This window comes from Algoriphagus mannitolivorans DSM 15301 (assembly GCF_000429425.1).
Classification (GTDB): Bacteria; Bacteroidota; Bacteroidia; order Cytophagales; family Cyclobacteriaceae; genus Algoriphagus; species Algoriphagus mannitolivorans.
Map to the genome: position 1 here is coordinate 165977 of NZ_AUBV01000010.1, position 19487 is coordinate 185463.

Below are 19487 nucleotides of genomic sequence, written 5' to 3' on the forward strand. Positions count from 1 at the left end.
AAAGCGGAAATAGCCATTGGAAACTTGACAGACGGCTTTTGGGAAGTAATTCGGCAGTAGTTTTTTCTAAATAGACAAAATAAAACCCCAATCTGAGACAGATCAGGGTTTTCAATCGTGTTAAGTTAAAAGTTAAGCTTTGCCTCTAAGCATCAAGTTCCAATACATAAATGGCAGACCGTATTTTTTCAGGAGCCACATGCTGTATTGTTCTTTAGTAGTATCCACAAATTTGGTAATCAATGGATCGCTGTCTTGGACATTGTCGTATTTGAACTCACAGAGCAACATTTTGCCATATCCGGTAACAATAGGGCAGGAGGAGTAACCCTCATAGGATTTTTGTCCAACCTTTCCACTATTGATCAAGGCTAATAGATTTTCTACCAAAACAGGGGCTTGTTTACGAATAGCGGCACCGGTTTTTGCAGTTGGCAAATGAGCCACATCCCCAATGGAGAAAATGTTGGGATACCTTTTGTGCTGCATGGTATGGATATCCACATCGATCCAGCCTTTTCCTGGTCCTTCCTGAATAGATACTTTGGATTCTTGGATAAACTTCGGGGCTGTTTGTGGTGGTGCGAGATGGAGCATGTCATAATGAATCTTGATCTCCGTGGCACCAGTCAATTCTTCCCCAAGAGGATTACCTTCCATGATGGTGCAGTTGCTTTCCCCCGGCTTGGAGTACTGAAAGTAAATCTCCTGTTTCTCAGGATCGATTTTAACGGGAGCGTAGAATGGCTTGAAGATGATATCCCGATCGTGAATGATTTTATTCAAAGTCTTTGCAAATGCCGGAACTCCAAAGATGACTGTGCCGGGTGTTGCAAAAAGGACATTTGTTTTGTCACGAATTCCCTTCTTGCGGAAATAGTCCTCAGCCATATACATAATCTTTTGAGGAGCACCACCACATTTGATGGGAGTGGTAGGCTGGGTAAATACGGCATTCCCTCCCTTGAAATTCTGAAGAACTTCCCAAGTATGCTTGGGATCCGTATAGTTGGAGCATACGACACCTTTGTCCATGGCCTCTGTTAATCCCGGAAGTAATTCCGGAGCCATTACCAAACCAGGAACAGGGATTAAATAATCATAAGTGAAATTTCCAGAGGACTCAGTGGAAACTTCATTCTTGTCGGGATCAATGCCTGTAGCCTTGTCTTTGATCCATTCGACACCTTTTGGGATATAATCAGCCTCGTTTCTTTCTGTCTCTTCGAAATCAAAGGTACCTGCACCTACCAAAGTCCAGGCAGGCTGGTAATAATGCTTTTCGGAAGGTTCAATAATGGCGATTTGGAGGCTGGAATCTTTTCTTTTCAATTGAGCGGCAATGGTGATGCCGGCTGTTCCTCCTCCGATAATGAGAATCTGATAATGTTTCATAGTGAGGGTCGTTTGCATGTCTGAAAATAGGCTGATTCCCTAACTTATAAAGTGATATTTGTCACCTAATTTTATGAGACACCATCAGAAATAGCAGATCCTCATTAAATTTAAATCCATGTGAGAAATATCACTAAATTTAAAATAGGTCTGGTCCCATTTTTACATTTTAGTTTTGAATATGACTTTAGAAAAACTCAAGCAAGCACTACCCAATATCACCGATCCCAAGTTGCTTCAGGCCATTCTTGAAAAAGGCCAGGAAATGACTTTGGAATCCGGAAAGGTTCTCATGGAACCCGGCCAGTTTATTAAGGCAGTTCCATTGGTCTTGGAAGGATCAATCAAGATCATGAGAATGGATGATGATGGAAAAGAGTTGTTCCTGTATTATCTGGAGCCGGGACAGACCTGTGCGCTTTCTCTGACTTGTTGTTCTGCAGCCAAGCCAAGTGAAATTAAGGCAGTAGTGGAAGAAAAAGCTGTCCTAATTTTTATTCCTATTCAGCTTCATGAGCTTTGGATGGATGAATTTAAGCAGTGGAAAGATTTCGTTTCCAGCACTTATCAACACAGATTTCATGAAATGCTAATAGCCTTGGACGCGGTAGCATTCAAAAGAATGGATGAAAGGCTCATGCGCTACATAGTGACAAAAATGAAGCAGCTAAAAGCCAATGAGCTAAATACCACTCATCAGGAAATCGCCAATGAATTGGGGACTTCCCGAGAGGTGATTTCCCGCCTTTTGAAACAACTGGAGAAGAAAAAATGGATTGAGCTCGGGAGAAATGTAATTTATATCCGAGATGATTTCGAGGAATTGATCAGCAAATAGCCTTTACAAAAGATTCAAAGTCCTAAATACCAGTTTAGGGCTTTTTTTATGTTTTGGATTTAGTTCATGATCAACAAAGGGACGTGAGTGTGATAGGCCATTTTGATAGATTTGCTTTTGTGCAGCACTTGACTCCAGAGGTTTTTGTGCTCATGGCACATAACCATAATCAGATTTTCGTGCTCATGTAGGTAATTGTCCAGACCCTCAGCTGCATTTTCAGCATAGTAGGTGTGGATACGGATAGGGATTCCTGGATGCTTTTTCTCCAAGTAAGATTCGATACCCATCACCATTAACTGTCCCCGGAAATCCTGGGCTGTTTGAACGTGAAGAATTTCCAGACTTAAATTCCATGTTTTGGAGAGTCCCACGATCCAGTCGATGAATTTTTCTTCATGATTTGAAAATTCCAATGCAAGGGTAATCCTTTTGATTCCGTTGATTTGGGCTTCACCAGGAACTACCAGTACAGGGCAATTAGCTTCGCGGATGACATTCACGGCAGTTGATCCAAACAAAACTTTATTAATTCCTGCTTCTCCCTGAGTTCCCATAATGATCAAAGAAGCTTCTTCCTCTTCTGCAATTCTGGCTATGGAGATGGAGGCAGTTCCTTCCTCGACTCGATATTCTATTTCCACCCCTTCGCTTTGGTGTTTTTTGATAAGCTGCTTCATACTTTCACCAGCTTCCTCATGCATCGATTCCATGGCAATGGAAGCCTGGGAAGCAAAATCATAGACTATCTCTATGACATGTACTAGTATGATTCTTCCATTTCTTTTTTCCGCATAAAAAATGGCGAATTCAAGAGCTTTCAGTGAATTTTCTGAAAAATCGATTGGGACTAGGACTTTCATGATGCATGGTTTTATTGATATAATTTAAGACTAATCCCTTGTTTTATCTTAAGGCGGGGTATTTTTATCAAAAAATAGAGCTTTCGAGGAGGAGAAATTCCAAATAGGCCGATTCGCAAGATGGCATGTAACATTTGTCACCGCTTCCAGGCAGAGTAGCGAACTACCTTTGTCTCAGGAAAAAATTAAAATAAAATGGATGTAATTGTCCTTATTGGATTTGCAGCTGCCATCTTGATTGGCGTCAGTTTAGGTTTGATCGGCGGGGGTGGGTCTATCCTTACCGTTCCGGTATTGGTTTATATTCTCGGTGTAGATCCGGTTTTGGCGACTGCCTATTCCTTATTTGTAGTCGGAAGTACCTCATTAGTAGGGGCAGGAACCTACATGAAAAAAGGGCTGGTGGACTATAAGACAGCCGTGGTTTTTGCCATTCCCTCCTTTATTGCGGTTTTCTTAACCCGGAAATTTTTAGTGCCCGCCTTGCCTGAAACCCTTTTTACGGTCGGAGGAGCTGACATTACCAAAAATATAGGCATCATGGTCTTCTTTGCCCTGATCATGTTGGCGGCCTCTGTATCGATGATTCGAAACAAGAAGTGCAAGGATTGTGGTGAGAACGAAGAGGTGAAATTCAACTTCCCCATGATTGCTTTGGAAGGGTCTGTCGTGGGCGTAATCACGGGGATTGTCGGTGCAGGCGGTGGATTTCTGATTATTCCGGCATTGGTGATTTTGGCTAGACTACCCATGAAAATGGCAGTAGGAACATCTCTTTTGATCATCGCCGCCAAATCCTTAATTGGATTTCTTGGTGATATTTCCACTCAAACTATTGACTGGAAAATGTTGTTAATTTTTACGTCACTGTCCATTGTGGGAATTTTCGTCGGAAGTTCACTTTCCAAGAAGATCAACGAGAAAGCACTTAAAAAAGGCTTTGGTTGGTTCGTCTTGATCATGGGCATTTATATTATCGGAAAAGAATTGGCTAGGCTTTAAGCGATGTTGCAAGAGTATTTCAAAATCTTCTTAGATGGCTATTATGGGTATTGGAATTACCTGACCTCTGAAATTTTGTACCCATCTTGGCACAATTACTTCTGGTGGCTGGTCGGAATTTCGTTAGTAGTTTGGGTTTTGGAGCTGGTATTTCCTTGGAGAAAAAATCAAAAAGCCATCCGTCAGGATTTTTGGCTGGACGGCTTTTATATGTTCTTCAATTTCTTCCTGTTTTCCCTTATTGTATATAACTCCGTTTCCAATGTGGCAGTGGAGGCCTTCAATGACTTCTTGGGGATCTTTGGAATCGAAAACCTGGTTGCGATTCAAGTGGCTTCCTGGCCAGCTTGGGCTCAGTTCGCCTTGATGTTTGTAGTTGCCGACTTTATCCAATGGAATGTACACCGATGGCTGCACCACAGTCCCTGGTTATGGGAGTTTCACAAAGTTCACCATTCTGTTGAACAGATGGGCTTTGCAGCGCATCTTCGCTACCACTGGATGGAGACCATCGTTTACAAATCGGTGCAATATATCCCCTTGGCCATGATCGGCTTTGGCTTGGCTGATTTCTTCATTCTTCACATTGTTACCATTCTCATCGGGCATTTGAATCACGCCAATGTAAAGATTACTTACGGACCCTTTAAATACCTATTCAACAACCCGGTGATGCATTTGTGGCATCATGCCAAACATCTTCCCGAGGGAAGCCACGGAGTCAATTATGGTATTTCCCTCAGCTTGTGGGATTACCTTTTTGGGACGGCCTATATTCCTAATGAGAATGAAAATGAGCCTTTGGGCTTTGATCATGTGGAGGAATTTCCAAAGACTTTTTGGCAACAAATCACTTATCCATGGAACAAGAAAAGCCAAAAAGCTTAAATCCAATCAACAGCTGGGGGACAGTTTTGATCTTTTGTGCTACGCTAGGCTTAGCTCCAATCCTCCCCGAACCCCACGTTTGGGGAAAGCTTAAGTGGATGGCAGGAGGAGCTGTGGGAATGAAATTGATAGATTGGGGGGATTTTTTGATGCATGGACTACCATGGATATTTCTGATCCGCCTAGTGATTTTGACTGGTAAGCAAAAACTCAGTACTACTAAGTCCTGAGTTGCCCAGGTGACTTTTATTACTGATCTGAGCCTCATCTGTTTGGTAAATTTGTATTCAAACAATTCACTACCATGTTCAATTTCTTTAATACAAAACCAAAGAATTACGAAGATATTCCAGCGGGTCCTTTTCATGATTTGGCACTTAATAAAGATTCGGTAATTCTGGATGTCCGAACTGCGGGCGAGTTTGCAGGAGGAAAAATCCGGGGAGCGAGAAACATCGATATTATGTCACCGGGATTTGCCCATCAAGTGAAGAATCTTCCAAAAGACAAAACCTATGTGGTGTATTGCCGCAGTGGAAACAGAAGTGGTCAAGCCTGTGAAATTATGGCCGAAATGGGATTTAAAAACTTGAAAAATTTGGCCGGAGGCATCATGCGATGGCCTTTTGAGACAGTTTAGTTAATAGATAAATATTTTATCCGCTATCTAACCAGTTAGCCATACATAATAAATAAAATCCCGCTTGAAGTTCAGTTTTAGCAGCTTCGGGCTTCGGTCTTCCGACCTCCCAATCAAAGGAATTTTGGCTCGAGGTCCAATTGCGGGTAATCAAATAGATAAATATAGGTTTGGGTTAATGAAAATGCCGGGCTCCTTAGGGTCCGGTTTTTTTTGTGCTTCTAAATCCAGAGGATTAATTCAATTCGTATCTCCCCGAGAAACAAATTAATCCTATGAAAAAACAACTTAACTTTTCTTTGGGCTTAGCCCTCTTTTTGATGGTTTTGGGATTATCCTCCTGCGAGGAAAAAAATAACCCAAGGGTGATCAATCCAGGTAATCCTCCAATGGTGGATTTAACAGTTTTAGGTGAGGGAAATCAATTGTATTTCTTTAAAAATGGTGAGATTAATTCGCCTGCCAGTTCTATTTCAATAAGAGGTTTGTCGGCTGGAGAGGTGATTTTATCCATTGATTATCGACCTGCAACAGGGCAACTTTATGGGGTAAGCTCAGCCAGTAGGATTTACATGATCAATGAGAATTCCGGCCAAGCTACGGCTTTGGGTACTCAGGCATTCTCGCCTTCCATAGAAGGTACAAGGGTATCTTTGGATTTTAATCCCACAGTGGACCGGATTAGATTAGTCACTGACACAGGTCAAAACCTCAGATTGCATCCTGAAACCGGTGCAGTTGTGGCAGTGGACGGTAGAATCAATGGAGGTATGAACCCGAAAATTTCCGGCGTGGCCTATACAAACAGTGTTTCTGGAGCTACCAGCACCACACTTTATGATATTGATCTCACTCAAGACAAACTTTACAAACAAATGCCTCCTAATGAGGGAGGATTGATGGAAGTGGGGAACCTGGGAGTAGATTTTGACGGACCTACCTCTTTTGACATCAACCCGGATAATACCATCGCATTGGCTGTCAGTAGGACTACCCCTAACCAGTATAGACTTTATCAGATTATTCTTGAAACAGGACAGGCCAACTGGGTTGGCAGATTTAAAGAGAATGTATTGGGTATCGCATTCAAAACGAATCCAATAGCCTACGCAGCAGATGGAAATGGAATGCTTTACAGATTTAATCCTGCCAATCCAGAGCCTACTATGGTGGCATTTCAAGGATTGGAAATGGGAGAACAAGTACTTGGTCTAGATTTTAGGCCGGCCAATGGACAACTTTTGGCTGTGACCAACAGAAATCAACTCTATGGCGTCAATACGTCCAATGGGATGCTTACCAAAATTGGAATGCCCTTTTCTCCGGGAATTGACGGAGATAAAGTAGGCTTTGACTTTAATCCTACTGTGGACCGGATTCGTTTGGTCACTGAAAAAGGTCAAAATCTCAGACTTCATCCGGATTTGGGGACGGTAGTAGCGACTGACGGTAGATTAAATCCAGGTTCTCCGATGGTTGACGCAGCAGCTTATACCAAATCATTTGCTGGAACTACTAGCACGACTCTTTTTGTGATTGACTTTGCCACTGATATGCTCTATCAACAAAACCCACCTAATGATGGAGTTTTGGTGCCTATAGGTTCCTTGGGAATAGACGTTCAGGATGGAAATGGATTTGATATCGGAGGTACTTCTGATATGGCTTATGGTGTATTCAGAGTGAATAATTCAACTGGAGTTTATTCAATCAATCTGATGACAGGTAGAGCTACAAAAATTAGTGACTTGTCTCTGAATCCAACTGCTATGGCTCTGGGATTAGGTTTCTGAAAGGTAGTTTCTTAATCCTTGGAGCAATCGGGCGGATTCTTTGAATCTGCCTGATTTTTTTTATCTCTTGGAAATTTTGTTGAGAGCAATACCTCGCTGCATTCTGGATTTGAATGAATTCATGTCCTCCGGGGCCTTTTTTCGATGCTTGGTCGCTCTTCCCTGAACGCGTGCCCTCCACATTTTAAAAGAACTCCGCTTCATGTTTTTACGCATTACTTCGATAGTCTCCTTTTCTGAGATACCAAACTGAGCCAAGATAGCATCAAAAGGTGTTCGGTCTTCCCAGGCCATTTCGATGATTCTATTGATGTCTTCAGGCGTTAATTCTGAATTTTTCTTCATTCCTTCCAAACCTTGATCCAACAAGAAGGTTTTTCATTCGTGGAGAAAATTTCAATTGTTTGGTTAAAAAGAGATCTGCGGCTTCGTGATCATGAAGCTTTGGCAAGAGCGATAGATGCTGGATTTCCGGTTTTACTTCTATACTGCTTCGAACCCTCTCTGATTCAAGCTCCACAGAGTGAAGATCGGCATTGGCGCTTTGTCTGGGAAAGCCTTCAGGACATGCAAAAGGGATTGGCGGAATTTAATGGGAGAGTGGAGGTTTTGCATGCCGAATTGGAGGAGGTTTTTTCAGTTTTAGCAGATCATTTTCAGATCCAAGGAGTTTATTCCCACCAGGAAACGGGCTTAAAAATCACCTATGACCGAGATCTTCGAATGAAGGATTTACTTCAAAGCAGGAATATTCCTTGGTATGAGTTTTTGCAACAGGGAGTGGAAAGAGGTAGAAGAAACAGGGACCGATGGAATAATCTATGGTTTGCCTTGATGAAATCTCCTCTGAAAAATCCGGTTTTAAGCAATGCTGATTTTGTCAATTTATCATCTGAATTACTTCAAAAAATTCCTCTTAACTCTATCCCTGAAACTTGGAAGATCCCCTATCCATTGATGCAGCCGGGTGGAGAGAGCAATGGAAGAAAGTATTTGAAGAGTTTTCTGGAAGCACGGGTCGCAGGCTACAACCGCTCGATCAGCAAACCCGAGGAAAGTCGAAAAGGCTGTAGCAGATTGTCTCCTTATTTGGCTTGGGGATGTATTTCGCTGCGGGAGGTCTTTCAGCTTTCAGAAGCCAGGGCCGAAGAAGGTTTTGAGGCCTGGAACATTTCCAGTTTTCAGTCTAGACTGAAATGGCATTGTCATTTCATCCAAAAGTTTGAAATGGAATCCAGAATGGAATTCAGTCCCGTGAACCGAGGTTTTGATAAATTTTCAAACCCTGAAAACTCAGATTTGATACATGCCTGGGAAAACGGCCAAACCGGATTTCCTTTGGTGGACGCCTGCATGCGATGCTTGAATCAAACCGGCTATGTCAATTTCAGGATGCGTGCTATGTTGGTTTCATTTCTTACCCATCATTTGGGGCAGGATTGGAGGTTGGGGGCGAATCATTTAGCGAGGATGTTCTTGGATTTCGAACCAGGGATTCATTATCCTCAGATCCAGATGCAAGCCGGGGTAACTGGGATCAACACCGTCCGGATTTATAATCCTATCAAGCAATCCACTGATCATGATCCGGAAGGAGTATTCATCAAAAAATGGGTTCCGGAGCTAAGAGATTTGCCCGTACATCTAATCCACACACCCTGGGGAATTACTCCCTTGGAATCAAAATCTCTTGGCTTTGAATTGGGGGTAGATTATCCTTTTCCAATCATTCCTTTTGAAAAAGCGGCTTCAGAAGCTAGAAAACGACTTTGGACGGCGCAAAAAGACCCAGAGGTCAAGCTTGACGCTCAAAGGATATTAAAAAAGCATACCGTAGCCCGAAGAAAACCTTAAAATGAAAAAACAACATTTACCCACCAAAATATGCGTGGTTTGCCAAAGACCTTTTTCTTGGCGGAAAAAGTGGGAGAGATGCTGGGATGAGGTGAAATATTGCTCAGACCGCTGTCGAAATGATTCCAAAAAACGATCGATTGCTTAGCGATAAGCTCCGATGTAGAATCCCAACCAAATAAACAAAGGGAGGAAATAAGCAATCAATACCACCAAAGTGCTTTCTGAAAGTGATCTTCGGCTGATCATGTGAAAGCCATAAACCCAGAATATTCCATATATCACCTCAAAAATATTCAGGACTGCCAGTGGATAATGATACTGTTCTGCAATGTTTTCGGGTCCTACTATCCAAAGTGCGGAAAGAGGTTCAAAATTTTGTATTTCCAGATAGGAAACATTTCCGTCTGGATTGATGTAAACCAAAAGTCTCAATAGTTCGGGAAGGATGAAGACACTCTCTGCGACCAAGGCAAATTTCCAAAGCTCTTTAAAATCAGCTTTGTATCCTATCATCAGTCCAATGGACCAGAAAAGGAAAGCAATCACGGTAAATTTCCAAAGGAGCGCAAAAGGAGTCCAGAAGTAGTTTAGGGCATTGAAAATGTGAAAAAACATTAAATCTCCCTGTGCATCCAGTCGCTCAAACTCAGGAATTGCCTCAAGAATTAAGACATTTGTAAAATACCTGATCAAGAGAAAAATCAGCAGGAGTAAAACAAAAAATATTCTCTTATCGAAATCTAAAAGTTCGTTTAAACGTTGTGCCTGTGGGGATGCGTATTTGACCATAAAGACGATCTTGGGGTTATAAATCTAAGCGAATGTTTACAATTCAACTTAGTATTGCATTCGAATTGAAGGAAAAGTATGAAAAATAAATTTTGCATAGGGTTAATAGTTTTACTGGGATTGCTTGCTCCAATCGTGAGTAGGGGACAGGCCAGTACTCCGGTAGACCTACCTCCTTCGAATTCCGAATATTTGCTATTGGACAAGGGGCTTCAATACAGGATCACAAAGTCCATCAACAGCATGTATAATTTTGATTTTCCTACTGCTGAGCATGATTTTACGGTCATCATGTACCAATATCCCTATCATCCACTTCCGGATTTTTTGATGGCATTGGGCTATTGGTGGAGGATTGAAGTAGATGTGACCAATACCCGCTACGACAATATCTTCCTGCAGTATTTGGACAGGGCAAATGCCAAAGCTGAAAAGCTTTTGGATCAAAATCCCAAAAATAAAGAAGCCGCATTTTTTCTTGCTGCCGGATATGGGTTTCAAGGCAGATTGCACAGTGAACGAAAAAGCTGGACCAAGGCAGCCTTTGCTGCCAAAAACGCCTTGAAATACATGGAACTGAGCCGTGGAGAGGAGGAATTTAATCCTGAATTGCTTTTGGGTGACGCTTTGTTCAATTACTTCTCCGTTTGGATTCCGGAGGAATACCCTTTGATGAGACCTGTGATGGCGCTTTTTCCCAAAGGCAACAAGCAGCTTGGCTTGCAGCAACTGGAAACAGTAGCTTCCAATGCTTTTTATACGCGAGTGGAGGCACAGTATTTTCTTTTTAGACTTTATGGGTCTCTGGAGAACAGACCTTACGATGCTTTGAGGATTTCTGAATACCTACACGGAAAATTCCCGAATAACCCATACTTCCATCGTTCCTATGCGCGGCATTTATACACGGTCGGCAGATGGACAGAATCTGTCCGAGAATCACTGGAAATTCTCGAAAGGATTGATGCCAAGCAGGCAGGATATGAATCCAATAGTGGGAGGTATGCGGCCTTTTATATTGCGGAATACAACAGCCGAATAGGAAACAGAGCTGAGGCAAAAAAATACTACCTCAAGACCATGGCGTATGGGGAAGAGTCAGAGTCACAGGAAAGTGGATACTACCTTCACTCCCTGATCCAACTGGGGAAAATGGAAACAGAAGCCAAAAACAAAGCCCAAGCAAGGAAATATTTTGACCTGGTCAAGAAATACGCTAAGCGAAAACACCCCGCTCATAAAGAAGCCAGAGATTTCATCAAAAAGAATAAACTTTAAGGCCATTATCTACGTAAGGCATGGTCAATAGCAGGAGATAATTTGAATTTTTTCTTGGTATTCAGAGATTTTAAAGTGATTCTTTGCTCAATCCCGTGTAATTCTTAACAATATTTTGATTTCCGTTCATCAAAAAGCTAAAAATCGATTTAAAACATTCATCATTTATATTAACTTTGCGCCACATAAAATTTTGTAAAAACGAAGTATCATGGACAATAGCGTAAGAATCAAATTTGATAAAATAGACAGAAGGATTCTTGAGATCCTACAAGCCAACGCAAAAATCACTAATGCTCAATTGTCCAAGGACATAGGATTGTCTCCTGCGCCTACTTTGGAGCGAGTGAAGAAGCTTGAGCAGTCTGGAATCATCAAAAGCTATCATGCCAAGCTTGATCCAGAGAAAATCGGATTGGGAGTAAGCACCTTTGTTTTAGTAAGCTTGATCGGTCACAACAAAGGCAATATTGACGCATTCATGAAGGAGATCAATGATATTCAGGAAGTTATCGAATGTCACCACATCACTGGTACTGGAGATTTTATCCTGAAAATCATAGCCAAGGATATCACCGCTTATCAAAAATTGATGTTGGAAAAAGTTTCTGAAATCAAAGAAGTGGATTCTATGCAGTCCATGGTTATTCTATCTACCTTTAAGGACTCAAAAGTGCTACCAATTCCTGCTTAATCGCAGCATAATGATTTTGAATAGGGTGGCCAAAAGCCACCTTTTTTTTTTGAAAGAAAATGACTGAAAATCCCTGGAAAACGAAATCCATCCAAACCATTTACGACAACCCCTGGATAAGATTGGAAGCTCATGAAGTGGTGAATCCAGCTGGAAAAGATGCCCAGTATGGCAAAGTCCATTTTAAGAATCGGGCGATGGCTATAATTCCTTTGGATGAGGATGGATATACCTGGCTGATTGGGCAATACCGCTACACCTTGGATGAATATACTTGGGAAATCCCCATGGGTGGGGGGCCAAACGATCAGGATCTATTGAGCTCAGCCAAAAGAGAACTGAAAGAAGAAACAGGGCTTTTTGCCAGAAAATGGACTGAGATTCTGAAAATCCATACTTCCAATTCAGTCACTGATGAAGTAGGGTATGTGTTTCTCGCAGAGGATTTAACTCAGGGAGAAACTGAATTTGAGGAAACGGAAATCCTGCAGATCAAGAAAGTACATTTTTCGGAAGCATTGGAAATGGTCATGAATGGAGAAATTACGGATTCCATATCCATGGCTGGAATTTTGAAAGCGGCTAGAATTTTAGGATACTAAAATGACATTCAGAAATCATTTAAAAACTACTTTGATTTTGGCCTATCCCGTGATGTTGAGTCAATTGGGACAGGTGGCAGTCGGTGTGGCTGACAGTATGATGGTGGGGAGATTGGGAGCGGTGCCTTTGGCAGCTTCTTCGCTGGCCAACAGTATTTTTTTCGTCATCATGATGTTTGGAATCGGGATTTCGATGGGGATTACGCCTTTGGTCTCCGTAGCGGACGGCAAAGGAAAATCAAAAAGAATTTCCAGACTTTTCACTCATGGTTTGTGGATCAATTTGATTACGAGTCTGATTTTGATGACTGTAATTCTGGGACTTTCCCAAGGGCTGCATTACCTGAATCAACCAGAAGAAGTAGTGGTTTTGGCTGTGCCTTATCTGTTTATCATTACCGCATCTTTAGTGCCGATGATGATTTTTCAGACTTTTAAACAAATGGCCGAAGGGCTTTCCCAGACGAAGCAGGCCATGTTCATCACCATTTTTGCAAACCTGGTTAATGTATTTCTCAACTGGGTTTTTATTTGGGGAAAATTTGGTTTCCCTGCTATGGGACTGAATGGAGCCGGACTCGCCACCTTGATTTCCAGAATTTTGATGATGCTGTTGATGGGAGGCTATATTCTGAGTTCCACGCGCTACCTGAAATACCACCTAAAACTCATGAATCCCGGGGCAAGCCTGTTGATGTATGCAAGAATATTGAAGATCGGTATTCCAACCGGTTTTCAGTTTATTTTCGAGGTTTCGGCTTTTGGGACCGCAGCAATTATGATGGGTTGGATAGGAGTCAACGCGCTGGCTGGGCACCAAATCGCCTTGAATTTGGCCTCGATCAGCTACATGCTTGCCACAGGGCTCGCTACTGCGGGGATGATCCGAGTAAGTAATCAAATTGGCAAGTCTGACTTTAAAGCAATGCGCGAAGCAGGAATGGTTGTTTTTGCTTTGGTTACCGGTTTTATGTTTATATGTGGAGTAATCTTTTTCGCATTTAGATTCTTTCTTCCAACCCTTTATATCAATGATCCGGAAGTTATTTCCCTGTCTGCCTCCTTGTTGATTATTGCAGGATTATTCCAGATTTCTGATGGAGTTCAAGTAGTGGGTTTGGGAGTGTTGAGAGGGATGGAAGATGTCAAAGTGCCGACTTTAGTTACCTTGATGGCTTATTGGGTTTTAGGACTGCCCTTGGGGTATGTTTTGGCCTTTGAGCTGGGATTTGCTGAAAAAGGCATTTGGTATGGGCTTTTAATAGGCTTGACTATCACCGCTGTCATGCTTTTTTACCGGTTTAATTCCTTCAGTAAAAAAACCATCCTCCAAAAAACTCCAGTTTTGAGTTCCACGCCGGAAAAATAATTCCCCTCCCGGATTTTGGTCCAAAAGTGTATCTTGGAATTTGAATCATTTTCTTAATTCCATGAAGCAATTTGTACTTATTCTAGGCCTTATAGGTCTATCTTTTTCCTCATTTTCTCAAGCTCCTGCAGTCCTTTCCCAAAGAGCGCAGGCAGAAGTGGTTGATTCTTGGTTGGAGGAGCGAATCCAGACTCTTTTGCCCAAATTGATGACGGAAACGGGCATCGATATGTGGATCGTAATGTCCCGGGAATACAATGAAGATCCGGTAATTAGGACTCTTTTACCTGCAACTTGGCACGCCGCCAGAAGAAGAACCATTTTGGTCATGTATCAGCCTGGGCCTAATCAAGCTGTGGAAACCTATGCGGTAGCACGTTATGATGTAGGAAAATCTTTTAAAAGAGCCTGGAATCCAGAGCAGCAGCCTGATCAATGGGACGCTCTTTTGAAGATTATCCAGGATAAAAAGCCTTCTAAAATCGGGCTGAACTTTGCCAAAGACTATGGACATGCAGATGGCTTAACGCATTTCGATTACGAGGAATTCACCAAAAGACTTCCGCAAGCCTTAAAAAGCAAGGTGGTCTCTGCACAGACCTTAGCGGTAAGATGGCTTGAAACCCGTACAGCCTCAGAAATGGCCACCTACAAGCATATCCAAGAATTGGCTCATTACATCATTGCTGAAGGTCTTTCCGATCGGGTTATCACTCCGGGAGTGACGACCACAGACGATGTGGTTTGGTTTTACAGAGAAAAAATCAAGGAAATGAAACTGGATACTTGGTTTCATCCAACCGTCGATATTCAGCGTCCTGATCCGAATTCTCAGGAAGCACAGCGTTCATTTGCTGTTCGGCCGGAATCTCAGGTGATAATGCCAGGAGACTTGCTGCACATTGATTTTGGAATCACCTACCTGAGATTAAATACTGATACCCAAGAATTGGCTTATGTTTTAAAAGCCGGTGAAACGGAAGTTCCTTCGTTTCTTCAGGATGCATTGAAAGTAGGAAACCGCTTACAGGACATTTTGACCTCAAACTACAAAACTGGTCTTACAGGAAATGAGATACTCAGAAATGCCCGAAAGCAAATGGAAACGGAATCAATCCGTGGCAGTATTTATACGCACCCACTTGGGTTTTACGGTCATTCAGCGGGTCCTACCATCGGAATGTGGGATAATCAGGGAGATACTCCGGGAGCAGGGGATTTTCCGCTTCATGAAAATACAGGCTATGCAATTGAATTGAATGCAGTGGTTTTTGTCAAAGAATGGAACAAGGATGTGAGAATCATGCTGGAAGAGGGAGCCTTTTTCGATGGAGAAAAAGTAACCTATTACAATGGTCGGCAAAAATCAATCCTGGCAATTCCCAGAGTTCAGAATTACTTGGGTTACTAAGAAGAGAATGGGTGTTTTTGGTCTCTTTTGATAAAAAACAATATCAAAAAGGCCAAAAACGCCACTCCTCCGCTGCTTAGGAAAACCAAGCGGAAGTTTGCAGGATCATTGGCATAAAGCCATCCAGATACCAAGGCTCCAACACCGATTCCGCTTTCGAGAAAAATATACATGGTAGCCAAAGCTCTTCCTCGGAATTTGTCCAAAGAAAGGTCCACTACCCACGCTGTGGTCGTTGGGCTGTACATTCCTACCGCAGAACCAAAAAGAACTCCTGAGGCCAGTAAGACCAATTTGCTTTCGGCAAAAGCAACCGACACCATGGCTAAAATCATGGTGACCACCGCAACCCGCAACACCACGACTCGTCCATAACGATCGGAGGTCTTTCCGGCAATCAAGCGTATGCCTAGGGAGGAAAGCGTGAATACAGCGAAGAATAGCCCTTTATTTTTGATGCCTAAGTAAAAGGAGAAATCAGGGATGATGGTCAAGACTACTCCAAATGAAAAGACCGAAAGGAAAAGGATAATGGAAGGCAAAAGCACTCTTTTTTCGATGATTTCATCTTTATTTAGCCTAAACAACTTCCATGATACCGGCTCTTTCTCGGGAAGGGTCTCTTTCAATCTCATCAAGATCAAAATGGAAAAAATCGCCGTAAAGGCAGCACAGTAGAAAAGGGTTTCAATCGGCCAATAGGTAGCAATCCAGCCACCTATCGCAGGCCCTGCGGCCATTCCCAGGGATCCAAAGAGAGATTGCATACCCATAGCTTCTCCTCTTTTCTGAAAAGGAACTATATCAGCCACATAGGCCGAAGCTCCGGTGGGAGTGAATCCCGCTGAAAACCCATGTGCGAATCTTAAAAACAGAAAGCCGCCTACAAAGCTGAGAAGAGGATAGAGCAGACCCACTACAAAACAAACACTTGCCCCTACGATCATCACAGGGATCCGGCCGATTTTATCCGCCAACTTTCCACTAAATGGTCTGGATAAGCCCGCAGAAAGAGTAAAAAGGGAAATGATCAGTCCTTTGTAATCTTCCCCACCCAGAGAGCTCAAATAAGCGGGAAGCTCAGGAATGATCATATTGAAGCTGGAAAAAAATAAAAAACTGCTCATGCAGAGCAGAAAGAAATCCAAAGTAAAAAAGCTCGGAAGGAATTTCATTTAACCTGAAAGTTCAAAACAAAAGGCCGGAAAATCCCGGCCTTTTATTGCTTTTGTTTATTGGTCTTTATTGGCCTCCTCTTCGCTTTGAGCAAGCAAGAAAGCTTTCATAAATTCATTTAAGCCACCATCCAAAACGCTCTGAGCATCAGAGGTTTCATAACCCGTTCTATTGTCTTTCACCAGTTTGTAGGGGTGAAGCACATAGTTTCGGATTTGGGAGCCAAAATCTACCCGAAGCTTGGAGGACTCGATTTTTGCGATTTCTGCATTTCGCTTTTCCAACTCCATCTGATAAAGTCGAGATTTAAGCATTTGCATGGCTTTCTCGCGGTTGGCAAGCTGGGATCGTTCGATCTGGCAGACTACCACGATTCCGGTTGGCTTGTGGGTCAACTGAACCTTGGTTTCCACCTTGTTCACGTTCTGTCCTCCGGCACCACCCGAACGGGAAGTATGGAGTTCCACATCAGCAGGATTGATTTCAATCTCTATGGAATCATCTACTTCAGGATAAGCATAAACGGAAGCAAAAGAAGTGTGTCGCCTTCCTCCTGAGTCAAAAGGTGAAATACGTACCAATCGGTGTACCCCAGTCTCTGATTTCAAGAAGCCATAGGCCAAAGGACCTTCAAACTCCAGGGTAGCGGATTTGATTCCGGCAACTTCCCCCGGCTGTACATCCACCTCCTTGACCTTGTAACCGTTTTTCTCTCCCCACATGATGTACATTCTCATCAGAATGGAAGCCCAGTCATTACTTTCTGTTCCCCCTGCGCCAGGATTGATTTCAAGCACAGCATTCAGCTGGTCTTCCTCTGCGGAAAGCATCTTCTTCAGCTCAAGTCCTTCTACAGCCGTTTTGGCTTTGGTGTACTCGGCTTTGATTTCTTCCTCGCTTACCTCTTCCATACTGTAGAAGTCATACAATACTTCCAGGTCTTGGATGATTTTGTCCAGGTTTTCGAAATCTGTGGTCCAGGTCTTTCTGGCCTGGATTTGTTTCATGGTTTTTTCTGCCTCTTCGGGATTGTTCCAGAAGTCAGGCTGGGCCGAAACGGCCTCTAGATCTTGGATTTCTAATTTCTTACGATCGTAGTCAAAGATACCTCCTCAAAGCCGAAGTACGGGCTTTCAAGTCTTTCAGTTGTTCTGAAGTCATCTGTCTAGTTGAAAATTTGAGCAGGCAAAAGTCTGAAAAAAAACGGGCATTTGCCAATGTATTTCAATTAATCCAAGCGCATCAATACGATTTGTATTCGGTTTTTTCCTTTTTGCTCAAAGGTTTTGTACCGTAATGGAGTCAAAGCCAATCCAGTAGCGATCAAGGCTCCGGAAATTTTTGCCACCCCGGAGTCTATCGAAAATTGTTCATCTTGATAAAGACTGTTGATAGTCTCCACGCTGATCAACAATACTCCCGAACCCAAAAACAATGCGGTGAGGTTTTTAAGGGTTCTGTTCCTTGGATCTTTTGTCCTGATATCGATGGATTCTATGTCCGAAGGGTTTAGGATATTCTCCGTTAAGTAGATATAATCTTTGTCAAAACTGAGAATTTTGTCGGTGACATAATAGCCCAGCTTTTTGCTTTTGTAAGTCAGATTTTCTCCGACTTGATACCGGATTTGACTTTTTTGATTAGCTCCTCTTTTTAATAAGAGGAAATCCTTGGATTGGGCATTGATGCCATGAATTCCAAGGAAAAATGAAAAGACGAAAAGTAGGACTGCTTTTGGCATATTCTAAATAAAACAAAAACGGGAAGTTTCCTTCCCGTCTTTCTGTTAAATTTTTACAATCCAGTTGTGGGGATCTTCAATTTCTCCATACTTGATGCCGTCCAATTCAGCCAGTACTTTGTGGGAGAAGGCATCTGGCCCTTTTTCCGGCAAAATATAGTCTTGCCCATCCAAATGAATTTTTGCGATATGAGCGATAGTGGCTGCTGTTCCTGTTCCAAAAGCTTCTACCAAAGTTCCTTTTTCCAAGGCTTCTTTTAACTCCGAGGTGGTCAAAAATCTTTCTTCCAAAGGCTTACCCCAATCTTTGGCTAATTGGATTACAGAGTCTCTTGTGATGCCTTTCAGGATCGTTCCGGTATTGGTAGGAGCGGTGATCAATGTACCATTGATGTCAAACATCACATTCATGGTGCCGCTTTCTTCGATTTTACTGTGTGATTTTCCATCAGTCCAAAGGAGCTGATCGTATCCGGCTTTTTGAGCTTGAAGAGCAGGGTAGAGGGAAGCAGCATAATTTCCTGCAGTTTTAGCAGCACCTGTTCCTCCTTCGGTCGCCCGGGTCCATTTGGTTTCCACTTTCACATTGACTGGCTTGCTGTAGTAAGCTCCGACTGGACAGGTGAAGATGATGAACTTATAAGTGTCTGAAGGCTTCACTCCGATGTAATTGTCCATCGCAAACATGTAGGGACGGATGTATAAGCTAGATCCTTTTCCAGACGGAACCCAATCTTTATCAAGGTTAACCAGCTGCAAAAGACCTTCCATGAATATTTCTTCAGGAATTTCAGGCATACACATTCTTGCGGCAGACTCGTTCATTCTACGAGCATTAGCATCGCCTCTGAATATTAGAATTTCTCCTTTTTCGTTTTTGTAGGCCTTCATGCCTTCAAAGATCGACTGGCCATAATGCAAGGCTGCATTGGCTGGATCAAGCTGCAAAGATCCATAAGGTTCGATTCTCAAGTCGGTCCATTCTCCATTTTTGTAATCTGCCACAAACATGTGGTCTGAAATCACTTTTCCAAATGCTAAATTGGAAAAGTCAGTTTCCGGCAACCGTGATTTGGCGATTTTCTTAACCGGAATTGCTAGGGAAGTTTTCATGCTCTAAGGAATCTGTGGGTGCATTTACCCGGTAATGG

At 42.6% G+C, this 19487-nt stretch carries 21 protein-coding genes; 13 read left to right on the forward strand and 8 right to left on the reverse strand.

The window, feature by feature from the left end; genetic code table 11:
* Positions 1 to 132: 132 nt before the first annotated feature.
* Positions 133 to 1395, reverse strand: a complete 1263-nt coding sequence (locus G458_RS0113245; RefSeq protein ID WP_026952323.1) for an NAD(P)/FAD-dependent oxidoreductase — start codon at positions 1393 to 1395, stop codon at positions 133 to 135.
* 181 nt (positions 1396 to 1576) lie between these two features.
* Between G458_RS0113245 and G458_RS0113250 the strand changes: the two genes are divergently transcribed.
* Positions 1577 to 2233, forward strand: coding sequence for a Crp/Fnr family transcriptional regulator (locus G458_RS0113250; RefSeq protein ID WP_026952324.1), 657 nt, complete (start codon positions 1577 to 1579; stop codon positions 2231 to 2233).
* 59 nt (positions 2234 to 2292) lie between these two features.
* Here G458_RS0113250 and G458_RS0113255 read toward each other — a convergent pair whose 3' ends face one another.
* Positions 2293 to 3096: a universal stress protein gene (locus tag G458_RS0113255; RefSeq protein WP_026952325.1), complete on the reverse strand. Its 804-nt coding sequence runs from the start codon at positions 3094 to 3096 to the stop codon at positions 2293 to 2295.
* A gap of 195 nt (positions 3097 to 3291) precedes the next feature.
* On the opposite strand from G458_RS0113255, the gene G458_RS0113260 reads away from it, so the two are divergent.
* The 5 genes from G458_RS0113260 (at position 3292) to G458_RS0113280 (ending at position 7419) form a co-directional block, all read left to right on the forward strand.
* Positions 3292 to 4098, forward strand: a complete 807-nt coding sequence (locus G458_RS0113260) for a sulfite exporter TauE/SafE family protein (RefSeq protein ID WP_026952326.1) — start codon at positions 3292 to 3294, stop codon at positions 4096 to 4098.
* 6 nt (positions 4099 to 4104) lie between these two features.
* On the forward strand, positions 4105 to 4986 hold the full coding sequence (locus G458_RS0113265) for a sterol desaturase family protein (protein ID WP_035468233.1): 882 nt from the start codon (positions 4105 to 4107) through the stop codon (positions 4984 to 4986).
* Positions 4959 to 5216: a hypothetical protein gene (locus G458_RS0113270; RefSeq protein ID WP_035468218.1), complete on the forward strand. Its 258-nt coding sequence runs from the start codon at positions 4959 to 4961 to the stop codon at positions 5214 to 5216. Before G458_RS0113265 ends, G458_RS0113270 begins: the two co-directional genes overlap by 28 nt.
* Before the next feature lie 74 nt (positions 5217 to 5290).
* Positions 5291 to 5626: a rhodanese-like domain-containing protein gene (locus G458_RS0113275; RefSeq protein ID WP_026952329.1), complete on the forward strand. Its 336-nt coding sequence runs from the start codon at positions 5291 to 5293 to the stop codon at positions 5624 to 5626.
* A gap of 275 nt (positions 5627 to 5901) precedes the next feature.
* Complete coding sequence (locus G458_RS0113280) at positions 5902 to 7419, forward strand: DUF4394 domain-containing protein (protein ID WP_026952330.1); 1518 nt, start codon at positions 5902 to 5904, stop codon at positions 7417 to 7419.
* Between the two features lie 60 nt (positions 7420 to 7479).
* Here the strand turns inward: G458_RS0113280 and G458_RS0113285 are convergent, their stop codons facing one another.
* Entirely contained in the window at positions 7480 to 7764 is a 285-nt protein-coding gene (locus G458_RS0113285) for a TIGR03643 family protein (RefSeq protein WP_026952331.1), read from the reverse strand.
* Positions 7765 to 7776: 12 nt separating this feature from the next.
* Here G458_RS0113285 and G458_RS0113290 point away from each other — a divergent pair, with 12 nt between their 5' ends.
* Both G458_RS0113290 and G458_RS21690 read left to right on the forward strand, forming a co-directional pair.
* Positions 7777 to 9273 (forward strand): FAD-binding domain-containing protein, encoded by a 1497-nt coding sequence (locus tag G458_RS0113290; RefSeq protein ID WP_245579273.1) that lies wholly within the window; start codon positions 7777 to 7779, stop codon positions 9271 to 9273.
* A 1-nt stretch (position 9274) separates the two neighbouring features.
* Positions 9275 to 9421 (forward strand): DUF2256 domain-containing protein, encoded by a 147-nt coding sequence (locus G458_RS21690; RefSeq protein ID WP_084438871.1) that lies wholly within the window; start codon positions 9275 to 9277, stop codon positions 9419 to 9421.
* On the opposite strand, the gene G458_RS0113295 is transcribed toward G458_RS21690, so the two are convergent.
* Positions 9418 to 10065, reverse strand: coding sequence for a hypothetical protein (locus G458_RS0113295; protein WP_026952333.1), 648 nt, complete (start codon positions 10063 to 10065; stop codon positions 9418 to 9420). The genes G458_RS21690 and G458_RS0113295 overlap by 4 nt on opposite strands.
* 78 nt (positions 10066 to 10143) lie before the next feature.
* On the opposite strand from G458_RS0113295, the gene G458_RS0113300 reads away from it, so the two are divergent.
* From G458_RS0113300 to G458_RS0113320, 5 genes are all read left to right on the forward strand, one after another.
* Positions 10144 to 11343 carry a hypothetical protein gene (locus G458_RS0113300; protein WP_026952334.1) on the forward strand — a complete coding sequence of 400 codons (1200 nt, stop codon included), beginning with the start codon at positions 10144 to 10146 and terminating at the stop codon, positions 11341 to 11343.
* A 211-nt stretch (positions 11344 to 11554) separates the two neighbouring features.
* A complete protein-coding gene (locus G458_RS0113305; RefSeq protein ID WP_026952335.1) occupies positions 11555 to 12037 on the forward strand; it encodes an Lrp/AsnC family transcriptional regulator in 483 nt (160 codons plus the stop codon).
* A 59-nt stretch (positions 12038 to 12096) separates the two neighbouring features.
* Positions 12097 to 12639 carry an NUDIX domain-containing protein gene (locus G458_RS0113310; RefSeq protein ID WP_026952336.1) on the forward strand — a complete coding sequence of 181 codons (543 nt, stop codon included), beginning with the start codon at positions 12097 to 12099 and terminating at the stop codon, positions 12637 to 12639.
* Position 12640: 1 nt separating this feature from the next.
* Positions 12641 to 14008, forward strand: a complete 1368-nt coding sequence (locus G458_RS0113315) for an MATE family efflux transporter (protein WP_026952337.1) — start codon at positions 12641 to 12643, stop codon at positions 14006 to 14008.
* Between the two features lie 61 nt (positions 14009 to 14069).
* Positions 14070 to 15419, forward strand: a complete 1350-nt coding sequence (locus G458_RS0113320; protein ID WP_026952338.1) for a M24 family metallopeptidase — start codon at positions 14070 to 14072, stop codon at positions 15417 to 15419.
* Here the strand turns inward: G458_RS0113320 and G458_RS0113325 are convergent.
* The 4 genes from G458_RS0113325 to G458_RS0113340 all read right to left on the reverse strand — a co-directional run bounded on the left by G458_RS0113325 (position 15416) and on the right by G458_RS0113340 (position 19449).
* On the reverse strand, positions 15416 to 16546 hold the full coding sequence (locus G458_RS0113325) for an MFS transporter (protein ID WP_245579274.1): 1131 nt from the start codon (positions 16544 to 16546) through the stop codon (positions 15416 to 15418). The two genes, G458_RS0113320 and G458_RS0113325, sit on opposite strands and share 4 nt — an antisense overlap.
* Before the next feature lie 105 nt (positions 16547 to 16651).
* A protein-coding gene (gene prfB, locus G458_RS0113330; protein WP_157359793.1) for a peptide chain release factor 2 occupies positions 16652 to 17756 on the reverse strand; the annotation gives its coding sequence in 2 pieces (ribosomal slippage) (positions 16652 to 17695 and positions 17697 to 17756; 1104 coding nt in all).
* Between the two features lie 67 nt (positions 17757 to 17823).
* On the reverse strand, positions 17824 to 18336 hold the full coding sequence (locus G458_RS0113335; protein WP_026952341.1) for a hypothetical protein: 513 nt from the start codon (positions 18334 to 18336) through the stop codon (positions 17824 to 17826).
* Positions 18337 to 18381: 45 nt separating this feature from the next.
* Complete coding sequence (locus G458_RS0113340; protein WP_026952342.1) at positions 18382 to 19449, reverse strand: branched-chain amino acid aminotransferase; 1068 nt, start codon at positions 19447 to 19449, stop codon at positions 18382 to 18384.
* Positions 19450 to 19487: the final 38 nt, after the last annotated feature.

Excerpts from the sequence above, each read along its gene's own strand:
- G458_RS0113245 (WP_026952323.1), bottom strand. The coding sequence starts at position 1,395 with ATGAAACATTATCAGATTCTCATTATCGGAGGAGGAACAGCCGGCATC.
- G458_RS0113250 (WP_026952324.1), top strand. The coding sequence starts at position 1,577 with ATGACTTTAGAAAAACTCAAGCAAGCACTACCCAATATCACCGATCCC.
- G458_RS0113255 (WP_026952325.1), bottom strand. The coding sequence starts at position 3,096 with ATGAAAGTCCTAGTCCCAATCGATTTTTCAGAAAATTCACTGAAAGCT.
- G458_RS0113260 (WP_026952326.1), top strand. The coding sequence starts at position 3,292 with ATGGATGTAATTGTCCTTATTGGATTTGCAGCTGCCATCTTGATTGGC.
- G458_RS0113270 (WP_035468218.1), top strand. The coding sequence starts at position 4,959 with ATGGAACAAGAAAAGCCAAAAAGCTTAAATCCAATCAACAGCTGGGGG.
- G458_RS0113275 (WP_026952329.1), top strand. The coding sequence starts at position 5,291 with ATGTTCAATTTCTTTAATACAAAACCAAAGAATTACGAAGATATTCCA.
- G458_RS0113280 (WP_026952330.1), top strand. The coding sequence starts at position 5,902 with ATGAAAAAACAACTTAACTTTTCTTTGGGCTTAGCCCTCTTTTTGATG.
- G458_RS0113285 (WP_026952331.1), bottom strand. The coding sequence starts at position 7,764 with ATGAAGAAAAATTCAGAATTAACGCCTGAAGACATCAATAGAATCATC.
- G458_RS21690 (WP_084438871.1), top strand. The coding sequence starts at position 9,275 with ATGAAAAAACAACATTTACCCACCAAAATATGCGTGGTTTGCCAAAGA.
- G458_RS0113295 (WP_026952333.1), bottom strand. The coding sequence starts at position 10,065 with ATGGTCAAATACGCATCCCCACAGGCACAACGTTTAAACGAACTTTTA.
- G458_RS0113300 (WP_026952334.1), top strand. The coding sequence starts at position 10,144 with ATGAAAAATAAATTTTGCATAGGGTTAATAGTTTTACTGGGATTGCTT.
- G458_RS0113305 (WP_026952335.1), top strand. The coding sequence starts at position 11,555 with ATGGACAATAGCGTAAGAATCAAATTTGATAAAATAGACAGAAGGATT.
- G458_RS0113310 (WP_026952336.1), top strand. The coding sequence starts at position 12,097 with ATGACTGAAAATCCCTGGAAAACGAAATCCATCCAAACCATTTACGAC.
- G458_RS0113315 (WP_026952337.1), top strand. The coding sequence starts at position 12,641 with ATGACATTCAGAAATCATTTAAAAACTACTTTGATTTTGGCCTATCCC.
- G458_RS0113320 (WP_026952338.1), top strand. The coding sequence starts at position 14,070 with ATGAAGCAATTTGTACTTATTCTAGGCCTTATAGGTCTATCTTTTTCC.
- G458_RS0113325 (WP_245579274.1), bottom strand. The coding sequence starts at position 16,546 with ATGAGCAGTTTTTTATTTTTTTCCAGCTTCAATATGATCATTCCTGAG.
- G458_RS0113335 (WP_026952341.1), bottom strand. The coding sequence starts at position 18,336 with ATGCCAAAAGCAGTCCTACTTTTCGTCTTTTCATTTTTCCTTGGAATT.
- G458_RS0113340 (WP_026952342.1), bottom strand. The coding sequence starts at position 19,449 with ATGAAAACTTCCCTAGCAATTCCGGTTAAGAAAATCGCCAAATCACGG.